General features: G+C 36.2%; 12 protein-coding genes. 2 read left to right on the top strand and 10 right to left on the bottom strand.

Going from position 1 to position 11990, the window contains the following annotated elements; translation table 11 throughout:
- Nucleotides 1–36: 36 nt before the first annotated feature.
- From I580_RS09845 to I580_RS16490, 9 genes are all read right to left on the bottom strand, one after another.
- Complete coding sequence (locus tag I580_RS09845) at nucleotides 37–306, bottom strand: type B 50S ribosomal protein L31 (RefSeq protein WP_010771823.1); 270 nt, start codon at nucleotides 304–306, stop codon at nucleotides 37–39.
- Nucleotides 307–404: 98 nt separating this feature from the next.
- On the bottom strand, nucleotides 405–1697 hold the full coding sequence (gene rho / locus I580_RS09840; protein WP_010771822.1) for a transcription termination factor Rho: 1293 nt from the start codon (nucleotides 1695–1697) through the stop codon (nucleotides 405–407).
- A complete protein-coding gene (gene murA, locus I580_RS09835; RefSeq protein WP_010771821.1) occupies nucleotides 1694–2974 on the bottom strand; it encodes a UDP-N-acetylglucosamine 1-carboxyvinyltransferase in 1281 nt (426 codons plus the stop codon). Before murA ends, rho begins: the two co-directional genes overlap by 4 nt.
- 292 nt (nucleotides 2975–3266) lie before the next feature.
- Nucleotides 3267–4133, bottom strand: a complete 867-nt coding sequence (locus tag I580_RS09830; RefSeq protein ID WP_010760933.1) for a class II fructose-bisphosphate aldolase — start codon at nucleotides 4131–4133, stop codon at nucleotides 3267–3269.
- Between the two features lie 203 nt (nucleotides 4134–4336).
- Entirely contained in the window at nucleotides 4337–4786 is a 450-nt protein-coding gene (locus I580_RS09825; RefSeq protein WP_010771820.1) for a hypothetical protein, read from the bottom strand.
- Nucleotides 4786–5559: a MurR/RpiR family transcriptional regulator gene (locus I580_RS09820; protein WP_010771819.1), complete on the bottom strand. Its 774-nt coding sequence runs from the start codon at nucleotides 5557–5559 to the stop codon at nucleotides 4786–4788. The genes I580_RS09825 and I580_RS09820 overlap by 1 nt, the downstream gene beginning before the upstream one ends.
- Nucleotides 5560–5658: 99 nt before the next feature.
- A complete protein-coding gene (locus I580_RS09815) occupies nucleotides 5659–6990 on the bottom strand; it encodes a 6-phospho-alpha-glucosidase (RefSeq protein ID WP_010771818.1) in 1332 nt (443 codons plus the stop codon).
- Nucleotides 6991–7012: 22 nt separating this feature from the next.
- On the bottom strand, nucleotides 7013–8629 hold the full coding sequence (locus I580_RS09810) for an alpha-glucoside-specific PTS transporter subunit IIBC (RefSeq protein WP_010771817.1): 1617 nt from the start codon (nucleotides 8627–8629) through the stop codon (nucleotides 7013–7015).
- Nucleotides 8630–8941: 312 nt separating this feature from the next.
- Nucleotides 8942–9541: a hypothetical protein gene (locus tag I580_RS16490; RefSeq protein WP_010771816.1), complete on the bottom strand. Its 600-nt coding sequence runs from the start codon at nucleotides 9539–9541 to the stop codon at nucleotides 8942–8944.
- A 278-nt stretch (nucleotides 9542–9819) separates the two neighbouring features.
- Here I580_RS16490 and I580_RS09800 point away from each other — a divergent pair, with 278 nt between their 5' ends.
- Complete coding sequence (locus I580_RS09800; RefSeq protein WP_010771815.1) at nucleotides 9820–10134, top strand: MerR family transcriptional regulator; 315 nt, start codon at nucleotides 9820–9822, stop codon at nucleotides 10132–10134.
- Between the two features lie 68 nt (nucleotides 10135–10202).
- Here the strand turns inward: I580_RS09800 and I580_RS09795 are convergent, their stop codons facing one another.
- Nucleotides 10203–11132, bottom strand: coding sequence for a YitT family protein (locus tag I580_RS09795; RefSeq protein WP_010771814.1), 930 nt, complete (start codon nucleotides 11130–11132; stop codon nucleotides 10203–10205).
- A gap of 273 nt (nucleotides 11133–11405) precedes the next feature.
- Between I580_RS09795 and I580_RS09790 the strand changes: the two genes are divergently transcribed.
- Nucleotides 11406–11900 (top strand): YajQ family cyclic di-GMP-binding protein, encoded by a 495-nt coding sequence (locus tag I580_RS09790; RefSeq protein ID WP_010771813.1) that lies wholly within the window; start codon nucleotides 11406–11408, stop codon nucleotides 11898–11900.
- Nucleotides 11901–11990 lie beyond the last annotated feature (90 nt).

Here is an 11990-nt window from a genome sequence, read left to right as displayed (position 1 = left end):
ATGAGTTGGGTCTTATTGTAACCATTGCTAGTTGAATTAAGCTTCTGGGTTGGCGTTGGCATCTTTGATACCATACTTTTTGTTGAAACGGTCCACACGTCCGTCTGCTTGTGTAAATTTTTGACGTCCAGTATAGAATGGATGAGAGTCAGATGTAACTTCGACACGGATTACTGGATACGTGTTTCCGTCTTCCCACTCAGCTGTTTCCTCAGAGTGCTTAGTAGAACCTGATAAAAACTTAAAGCCTGTAGTTGAGTCCATAAAAATTACTGGGTGATATTCTGGATGGATATCTTGTTTCATAGTCTTTTCGCTCCTTTGCCCTGATCCATTTGCTGTATCAGAGTTTATTTGTCGATATACAACAGTACTATAATAGCATGATTCGTTTATTGTTGCAATTATCTTTTAGTATTTTTTTTCGCTTGTCTGCCAAAGGAAACATCATGGAATTCTTCAAAAAATTTCTCGTTATTTTTCGTTTTACGTAAAAATTTGACAAATTGTTCTGTATATTCTAAAGAATCACCTGACATATGGTTTCGCAGTTTCCATGTTTCTTCTAATTGTTCAGCTGACATTAATAGATCTTCTTTACGTGTTCCAGATTTCTTAATATCAATTGCTGGGAAAATACGGCGATCTGCTAAATCGCGAGATAAATGAAGTTCCATATTCCCTGTTCCTTTGAATTCTTCAAAGATAACATCATCCATTCGACTTCCTGTATCTACCAAAGCAGTAGCAAGAATCGTTAAACTTCCACCTTCTTCGATATTTCTAGCAGCACCAAAGAAACGTTTTGGTTTATAAAAAGCAGCTGGATCGATCCCACCGCTAAGTGTACGTCCACTTGCTGGAATCACTAAATTATACGCACGAGCTAAACGAGTAATGCTGTCCATTAGGATAACCACATCGCGTTTATCTTCAACTAAACGCATAGCACGTTCTAAAACCAATTCGGAAACTCGTGTATGATTTTGTGGTTGCTGATCAAAGGTTGAAGAAACCACATCGCCTTTGACGCTGCGTTCTAAATCTGTCACTTCTTCTGGTCGTTCATCGATCAAAAGAAGAATCAATTCTACATCAGGATAATTTTCTGAAATACCGTTGGCAATTTCTTTTAACACACTTGTCTTACCTGCTTTAGGTGGTGCAACAATTAAACCACGCTGCCCAAAACCAACAGGAGAAAAAATATCGATCATACGTGTAGATAATCTACCAGGAGTTGTTTCTAGTTTGATTTGTTTTTCGGGGTAAAGCGGTGTTAAGGCTGGGAAATGAGGACGTTCTTTTGCCTCTTCTGGATCTTTCCCATTGACACTTTCAACATGCATCAAGCCATAATAACGTTCTGATTCTTTTGGGGGTCTAGCTTTTCCAGCAACTTTGTCGCCATTACGTAAACCAAATCGACGAATTTGAGAAGATGAGATATAGATATCCTCTGCGCTCGGTCCGTAATTGATTGGACGTAAAAAACCATAGCCATCTTGAGAAACAATATCAAGGATTCCCTCCATAAAGAAAAATCCTTGTTTCTCAGCTTGTGCTCGAATAACAGCCAAAGATAATTCTTTTTTATTCATTTGACTATAATAAGGGATCTTGAACTCTTTAGCATAAGAATAAATGTCTTTTAACGTACTGTTTTCAAGTTCTGCCATCGTTAAATAGTCACTCATTTAGCCACCTCGATTTCTTCTTCTGTTTCGATCATTTGGATATCAGCACCTAGTGCAGTTAACTTTTCAATGATATGATCATAGCCACGTAAAATGTATTCGACATTATAAATAGTCGTTGTGCCAGTTGCCATCAATCCAGCTATAACTAAACAAGCACCTGCTCGCAGATCTGAAGCAACAACTTCTGCCCCGTGTAATTGTGTTGGACCATTAATGACGATCATATTGCCTTCTATTGAGGCATCCGCACCCATTCGCACGAGTTCTGGAATATGTTTCGTTCGTTGCGCGTAGATACTGTCAATCACTTCACCTGTTCCTTTAGCTTTTAGCATCAATGGTGTAATTGGTTGCTGTAAATCTGTCGCAAACCCTGGATAAGGATAGGTTTTAATAGTAGTCATTTTCAAATCATGAGACGGGTGAACTTCGATCATATCTTCTTCGATCGTCATTTTAACGCCCATTTCTTGGAGTTTAGCAATGAAACTTTCTAGATGTTCATAAATCACATTGCGAACCTTTACACCTTCACCCATTGCAGCTGCCAATGCTAAATAAGTTCCAGCTTCGATACGGTCAGGAATGATGGAATGGCGGCAGCCATGTAAGCTTTCAACGCCTTCAATACGGATAATATCTGTCCCAGCTCCACGGATGTTTGCACCCATATTATTCAATAAAGTAGCTACGTCAATGATTTCTGGTTCACGGGCAGCATTCTCAATGATTGTTTTACCTTTTGCTTTTACAGCCGCTAACATCACATTGATTGTCGCACCAATAGAAACCATATCCATGAAAATTCTTGTCCCATGCAGACCATCTTCTGTTCTTAAATACATCGCGCCATGTTCGTTGGTTACTTTAGCTCCCAGTGCCTCAAACCCTTTGATGTGAAGATCGATTGGACGAGGTCCTAAATAACAACCACCAGGAAGTCCAACTACACCTTCGCCAAATTTTCCTAATAATGAACCCATGAAGTAATAGGATGCACGCAAACTGTTGATCTTTCCTTTAGGCATCGGAACAGAAACAATTTCTGTTGGATCGATAACTAACGTATTTTCAGTAAAGGTTGTTTTAGCACCCATGATTTCTAAAATTTCTATTAATGAATGAACATCTTGAATATCAGGTACACCATCTAATGTTACTGGTGAATCAGCTAAGATAGCGGCTGGAATCAATGCGACTGCACTATTTTTTGCTCCGCTGATCGATACTTCTCCTGTTAATGGACGATTGCCATTGATTATGATTTTTTTCATTTATTATTCTCACCTATCTATGTAAAACAAATAGTTTTATTTTTTTGTAATATACCCAGACTATTCTAACACATTCAGGAACAATAAAAAAGCCAACAGTCATTCACTTCTAATTGTTTTTCATTCTTTATTTATTTTTTATCCCCTTTTCATATTAAATCGAAAGAAATTCAGTAGATGAATCTTAGAACTGAACATAGATTTTAAATATTAAAGTACGCTATTTTATTAAAAAAAAACCGAAACAACAGCCAATGTGTTGTTTCAGCTTTTTTGATAGTCTAGAAATTAATTATGCTTTATTAGCAGAACCGAACCATTCGATACGTTGTTCTACTAATTCAGTAACAGCTTTTGTTCCTGGTGCTAATAATTTACGAGGGTCAAATCCTTTACCTTCAAGATCTTTGCCTTCTTCGATGTATTTACGAGTTGCTGCTGCAAATACTTCTTGACACTCAGTGTTCACGTTGATTTTAGAAACGCCCATTGAGATTGCTTTTTGAACTTGTTCTAAAGGAATACCTGATCCACCGTGTAATACTAATGGAATGTCACCAACAGCGTCAGCGATTTCTTGTAAATGGTCAAATGCTAAACCAGTCCAGTTATCTGGATATGAACCGTGAATGTTACCAATTCCACATGCTAGGTAATCAATACCTGTAGCAACCATTTGTACACATTCTTGAACGTCAGCTAATTCGCCAGAACCGATGATTCCATCTTCTTCTCCGCCGATTGAACCAACTTCACATTCTACAGAAACGCCTTTAGCGTGAGCTTTTGCAACAACATCTTTTGCTTTTTCGATGTTTTCTTCAAATGGTAAGTGAGATCCGTCAAACATAACTGAAGTGTAGCCGATTTCGATACATTCTAATGCATCTTCGTATTCACCATGATCTAAGTGAAGAGCTACTGGTACAGTGATGCCCATTGAATCGATCAAGTCTTTTACTAAATCGTAACATACTTGGTATCCGCCCATGTATTTAGCCGCACCCATAGAAGTTTGGATCAAAACTGGCGCTTTTTTAGCTTCTGCAGCTTCAAGAATCGCTTTTGTCCATTCTAGGTTGTTTGTGTTGAATCCTCCGACACCGTAGCCGCCTTTACGAGCTGCTTTAAGAAATTCTGTTCCTGATACTAATGGCATAATAAAATTCCTCCTAAGTTTTAAAAAAACTTTATTTGTTAAGGCTATCCTTAACCAACAGTTATATTTTAGCAGACTTTTTAGTACTTTTCTACTAAAATTGACTTTTTCAGAAAACTTTTGTCCAGACTTTCACAAAACTGTAGACACATACTCCTTTTTGTCCAAAAAAGAGTAACACAGCAGCATCACCCTTTGTAACATTATAATGATAAACGGAGCCAAACCGTCAAAATAGTCATCAAACCAACAAATCCCATCAACACATACATCACCAATTGGGCTTGTTTGGTTAAGGCAACCTCTTCTTTCCCATCCAGTAGACTTCGATAGAATAATACACATAGAAAAAATCCTGGAATATTGAAGGTACACAATTGCTGAAACATATTGAATCTTACATATAAACCGAGTAAAGAGTGACGGCAGTCACTAGAATGACCTATCACCGCTAAACCAAAAAGCTGAAAAAATAATAAAAAAACGATAATACTTGCTAGAGTCAAACTAGGAATACGAGTAAAAATAGTAACTGCTGATACATTTCTTACTGCTGCTAAAATGAAAATATACAAACCAAATAATAGCGGAACACCTAACCAATAGCCAAAAAGGACTCGTTTGATTTTCGTGGGATGTAAAAGTACTGCCATCACCTTTCCTCCTCAAATTGTTGATTTAAATATGTCACATATTTTCGGTAAATCAAGTCAACCAATACACTCAGACCAACTAAAGATTGTGCAATATGCTCTTTCCCAGAAACGGTAAACGGAGTGGAATAATAAAAATAAGCATATTGAGCATGCTCTGCAAAAAAATTATGCGAAAAAGCAGTAATCGCTGCAACTGGAATTTTTCGGGCATTTAAAGAAAGAATATTTTCTTTGACATCATCCGTTTCCCCACTTAAAGAGACAAACAAAACAATATCTTCTTTTGTAATCATTGACATGCTAATATCCAGTTCTGTTTTAACAGGAATAATAATAGAACGTTTGTCACATATCATCAGCATCTTGGAGAATTCTTCGATTACTTTCCGTTGGGAATAGCCTGTTGCATAGCAATAAACAGTATTCGCTTTTTGAATTGCTTTACTTAAAGCAGTGAAATCTGTCTGCTGTGCCAATTTAACCGTATTTTCAATATCCTTTGTTTGTAAATCAATTAAATCCATTTCAGTTGTACCAATATTGTTTTGCTTCAGCTGACGCATGAAATACTTAAATTCTGAATAACCAGAAAATCCTAACTTTTTAGTCAAACGTAAAATAGATGATTTTGAGCTATGGACCTTTTCGCCTAATTCAACAATGCTAAGTCTCATAACGTCTTGTTCATTTTCTAAAATATACCCTAAAATGGCCCAATCCATCTCACTTAAATTTCTTTGGTGTTTTTGCATTAGTGTTTCTAAGTTCATATTCGATCCCTCTTTTCCTTTGTTTTCTTCCCTTAGTATAAAGGATGACAAAATAAAACGATACTAAGGGAATCAACTAAGGAATTTAACTGAACTGTCTTATGATAATTTTGGCCAAAACGTTTTATTAGCTTCCACCAAATCATCTAGAATTTCTTGTGCGATCCGAGCATTTGGAACAATTCTTGATAGCATCAACGCTTGCCAGAGTTTTTGATAAGACCCTTCTGTCCATGCCTCAACAACCAATTTTTCAACTGCTACTTGTTGTTCCATCAGTCCTTTTTGGAAACGAGGGATCTTTCCTTGAACGATTGGTTCTGGTCCATTACTTCCCACAATACATGGTACTTCTACCATAGCAGTTTCATCAAAGTTAACAACTGCTCCTTGATTTTCAACGATCAATAACATTCTTTCATGTGTGTTATAGGCAATGGCTCTTGCTAGATCAACGATGTAAGAAGCATGTTCATCTACTTCTAAGGTCATACCTTTGGCTGTGCCAGCCTTTGTAATCCGATTGCATTCTCCAAATACATGTTTTTCGCGTCCAGCCATCACTTCATTGGCTCTTGTATATTCCGGATTCGCATGAGCTACTTCATCTTGAGGATAAAAATAATATTTTAAATACGTATTCGGTAAGGTTTCAGGATCGACTGCGTACACTTCTTTCGCTTTGGCGAATGTGTGCATCCAGCTGGCATCTGTATGTTGAGATTCTTCCATCTCTTCTTTCAGTGAATAGCCGTATCCTTTCACATGCTCTTTGATTTTCGGCATTAAATCATGACCCTCTTTATCCCTGATGTCTGTCCACCAGCCAAAGTGATTCAAGCCGTAATAACGAACAACCATGTCTTTTCTAGAGCTTAACCCAACTGCTTTAGCCATTCGTTCTTCAATACCTACTGGCATATCACAAATATTGATGATTTTACTTTCTGGACGTAACGTTCGAGTTGCTTCAGCGACGATCGCTGCTGGATTAGAATAATTCAACATCCACGCATCTGGTGAATATTTTTCCATGTAATCGATTAATTCTAAAACTCCACCGATTGAACGCATCCCATAAGCAATACCTCCTGGTCCACAAGTTTCTTGTCCGATTACACCATATTTCAACGGAATTTTCTCATCTTTTTCGCGCATTGCATACAATCCAACACGAATATGAGCCATTACAAAATCAACGTCGGTAAAAGCGGTTTGAGGATCGGTCGTGGCTAAAAATTTAATCTCTGGTGCTTGCTCTTTAATAATGATTTCACAGGCATCCGCAATTTGTTTTTGTCTTTCAGGATTATTATCATAAAATTTAATTTGTCTGATTGGTAATTTTTCTAAATTGTCCAATAACATTAAAACGATTCCTGGTGTAAACGTGCTTCCTCCACCTGCAATTACGATTGAAAATTTCTTCATTTCTGATCCAGCTCCTTCATTTTTATTCATTTAATTTATTTTCATTTCCTATTGCTATCAAATTTTCAAATTGTTCTCTTACTTGAGGAACATCTAGACCGACAATTACTTGAAATGCTGTCCCATTTCTAACAACTCCATGTGCCCCTCCGTCTTTAAAAGCCCCATCTGGTAAAACGACACCTTCATCTTTAACCGTGATTCTTAAACGTGTTGCACAATTGGTTACTTTTTCAATATTATCACTGCCACCAAAAGCTTCTAGGTAAACTGCTGCTTGTTCTGTATATTGATTTGCTCCTGCAATCGCAACATCGCCTAATGATCCAGCTTTTTTCGCCTCTTTATATTCTTTTTTACTATACAACTTGACTTCTTGATTCTCTTCTTCTCTTCCAGGCGTAGCAAAGTTAAACTTCAAAATTAACGACCTAAATACGACGAAGTAGATTAATGTAAACGATAAACCAATAATCAACTGAGTGAAAATCATTCCTTTATGATTCGCAAACAATGGAATCCAGTTTTTCGCTAATAAATCAATAAAACCTCCACCCATATCTCCTACAACACCAAAGAAATACATCGTAGCAGCCATTGAAGCAGCCAATACAGCATGTAGAACAAATAATGGCGGTGCTACAAACAAGAACGTAAACTCTAATGGTTCTGTGATACCAGCTAAAACAGCCGTTAATGTAACAGGAATCAAAATGGCCAACACTTTTTTTCGTTTATCAGGTTTCGCTGTAAAATAAAAGGCAGCCGCGATTCCTGGCGATGCAAAGATTTTTGAATTTCCATGCAATGCAAAACCACCTTGCGGAAATAACTGCTTGATTGAAGTTGTTGTTTGTGCATATTCATTTAGATGCGCCATCCAATATTTAGTAATACCATTTTCAACGACTGCTGGCCCAAAGACAAACGGCGTATAAATAAAATGATGTAACCCTGTTGGAATCAAAATTCTCTCTAAAAATGTGTACAACCAAACACCCAACGTTCCAGCACTCGCCAAGAACGTTTGCATTGAGCCAATACCCATTTGAATTTTCGGCCAAATTAGACAAATCAGAAAAGCAATCGGCAACATCGTGAAAAAACCTAAAATTGCAATCAGTGACGATCCTTGGAATATTCCTAAGAAGTCTGGCAACTTCGTATCAAAATAACGATTATGTAGCCAAACCACGATTGCTGAAATAAAAATGGCTCCAATAATACCTGTATCCAAAGTTTTGATCCCTGCAATCAACTTCATTCCGCTATCGCCCCCAACTTCTTGGGTAAAATCAACACCGAAGAATGAACCAAAATACTCCAACATACTGCTAATAAAATAATTGCAGGTTAGATAAATTACAAATGCTTCCATTGCTGCACGAGCATTGGCTTTTTTTGCTAACCCGATTGGTAGTCCAATCACAAATAACAATTCCATTTGATTGAAAACAGTCCAAGCACCACTTTCTAAAACAGACCAAATGCCATACCAAACAGTTCCTTCATTTGCAATACTCCCAACGATCATCGGGTTTTTGAATATAATCGCAAGCGCTACCATAATTCCCGAAAAAGAAAATAATAATACCGGGGTAAACATCGCTCCTCCAAACCGTTGTACTTTCTCCATCACTAGTGAAACACCCTCCTTCTATTTAGTTGTTTTACAATTTAGTTATACCACCCAATGAATGCGCTATCAATCCTTTAGTACGCTTCTGGGAAGTCAGTTTTCAAGCAGAGAAAAAGTGTCAACACTTGGGAAAATTACCAAGAAAGAAAAAAAGTGACAAAGGTATATAACTCCTAGAGTTATATACCTTTGTCACTTGGAATCTAGTGGTACGTTAACAAGTACTGCCACCTATTATGAGGCCATGTATCATCCTTCTTTATGCTTAAGCGTAAATCTCTGTCCTATCCTCACTTTCAGGCATGTTCCTACTTATAACATCTCGTTTAAGTATGAATCATGTAACCATTTTTCGGTTACTCTACCCTCTATCCAAATAATTCCTCTCTCAAAAGTGATTACTTCACCGTCTCCGCCAATAATCAACCATGCGTAGTCATCTGTAATCGGACGATAACATTTGTACTTCATTCCCGAAACCTTCATTTCATAGCCTTCTAATTGAATAGTTTCATCATGTTGATCGATCCATAAATTATTCAACGTTTCAAAATATCCTGGTGCAAACTGATCTAAAAATCGTTTAGCAATTTTTGCAGTTTCTGCTTTGCTTAATAATTGATTTGTTTCACTTAAAACATATTTTTGACTCATATTCGTAAAACCAAGTATTTCTTTTGACTCTTTTTCAATAGTGACTGAAAAATGTTCTCCAAATAATTCATTATTTACACCCTCTGATGCATATCGAACTAAAAGAACATCTTGTTCATTTTGCTTAAGATTTTCTGTCACATCCTTTAACACAAATTCAATAGGGACAGATAATTTTTCTTCTATTACTTTTAGGTAATCCTTGTACTTACTTTTTAATTCTTGCTCAACACTAAGTTCCTTGCCTTTATTTAACATTTCTTTCTCTCCTTCAACGGATTGTTTTGTTTCAATTCTGTCCGACTGTTTTTTTTTACTCTTCGACTGATCGATTCCTTTACTTTGTGTTCCATAAAAAACAGAGATGACAATAACAACTAAAAAAACTATGCTGACAGTCGCTTTCCAATTCTTCAAATAATTTATAAAACCAACCTCCTTTGTAGATAATCTACAATCATTATACAATATCTACACAAGTTGTCAATATGTTCTTTTTATTGTATAATTGATTAAACAATTTACAGGAGGAAATTATGGATATAATTGATATAGATTTACTTAAAAAAATGTCTGTAACGATTGGTGAAGCCTCTAATATCACAGGAATTTCTGTAAGAAAGTTAAGATATTGGGAAAGCAAAAATATTATTCATAGTGTAGATGAAGGACTCAATAAAACTCGTAAATTTGACTACTATGAAATAAAAAAAATTATTTTGATTAAAGAGCTTTTAGATGAAGGATATACTTTGGATAAATCTGCAGAAAAAGTTGAACTTAGGATTCAGAAGTTACAAGAGGCGTTTAAAGAATTAGAACAATCAACCAAAAACAATCATTTAACCTAATTATTTCTCCAAGCATCAAAAAAAAACAAACAACCTATACTTAAAAGGCGTTTGTTTTTTAGATGCTTTTATTTTTTCTTATGCTTTTTCACTTCTGGAAAGCTCCCTGTGCTTTTAAATATCCGCTGTTCATCTTCATTGGCAAATCGCCCTAAAACGGAATGTGTAGGAATGATATTCATAAACGCATTCTCATCGACTTCATAAACAATTTGCTCTAAATCATACAACTCATACCGTGTGATCACCATCATAATCATCCGCCCTTCAACACCAGAATATCCGCCCATTGATGGCAACAATGTCATACCACGAATCATCTGCTTTGAAATGGCTTGTGTTACAACTTCTGGTTGAACTGTTACGATCATTGCTGTAATTTTTTGATGACTTGTATGAATCGTGTCCACAACTTGAGTCATGCAATAAATCGAAATAATCGTATACAATGCACTCTCCCAATCGAACACAAAACCTGCAATTGCTACAATGATTCCATTGAGCATAAACATATAATTGCCAACTGTCTTGCCTGTTGTTTTCGATAGAACCAATGAAATAACATCCATTCCACCAGTAGTGAACCCCATCTTAAGCGACAATCCAGCACCAATTCCAATCAATACACCTCCAGCAATCGCATTCATCAAAGGATTCGTTGTGATCACTTCGACTGGAATCAAAATCGTGGTCAAGGAAATCCATGCCACATTTAAAAAACTATAAATTGTTGATTCTTTTCCTAATTTCATAAAGCCTAAAACAAAAATCGGAAGGTTTAATAATAAAATAAAAAGACCCGTGTCTATCGTAATCCCCAAATGTGTATGCAATAATGTTGCGATAACTTGAGCAACCCCGTTCATCCCTGCCGAAAAGACTTTTGCGGGAATTAAAAAGAAATTCAAACTGATTGCTACTACAATACCTGTAACAAAAATAACAGCAATTTTTTTCAGCGTCTCGCTTCGTTTATATGTGATAACCCAATTACTCATCTAAATTCTCCCCCATTATATAAAAAGCCATTCGCATTTCCCTAAGCTTTATTTTTTTATTTCCTACATAAAATCCCTCGAATTAGAATAACAGGTCGCTCTAAAAAAGAAAAGAAAAAAAGCAGAAAATGAGGATTCTTTTATTCTTATACATTTCTATTTCCATCATTCTTCGTTACTTAGCTATATTTTGTTTAAAAATAGTATTTGTACTTGTTTCTTCCCCATTTAATGGTACTATAAAAGTAAGAAATAATGAGAGGAGCTGGACATATGGCAGCAAAAGAAGCAAGTTTTGATGTAACATCTGAAATGAATATGGAAGAAGTCAAAAATTCGATTCAGATTGCATTGAAAGAAATCAAAAACCGCTTTGACTTTAAAGGATCCATTGCAGATATAAAACTGGAAAATAATAAATTAGTGGTAATTGCCGAAGATGACTATAAGGTTGAACAAGTAAAAGACGTCTTGTTCAGTAAATTAGTCAAACGGGCTGTCCCGATTAAAAACATTCACTTCTCATCAAGTGAAAAAGCACTTGGTGGTTCTGCCCGTCAATACGGAGATTTAATTAGCGGAATCGATAAAGATAATGCAAAAAAAATCAATGTTGCAATCAAAAACTCTGGTCTCAAAGTTAAGTCACAAATTCAAGAAGACCAAATCAGAGTCACTGGAAAAAGCCGAGATGACTTGCAAAAAGTGATTACTTTGCTTAGAAATCTAGATTTACCTGTGGAACTACAGTTCACTAACTTCCGCTAAAAAATAGGTGGTTGGGAGAAAAGCGCTTAGCTCTTAGAACCAAGTGTGGCTAGAATAGAACTTAAAGAGTTCTATCCTAGCCACTATTTT

The organism is Enterococcus caccae ATCC BAA-1240 (assembly GCF_000407145.1).
Taxonomy (GTDB): domain Bacteria; phylum Bacillota; class Bacilli; order Lactobacillales; family Enterococcaceae; genus Enterococcus_L; species Enterococcus_L caccae.
Note: the sequence above shows the minus strand (reverse complement) of the source record. Positions and strands in the feature narration are given on the sequence as shown.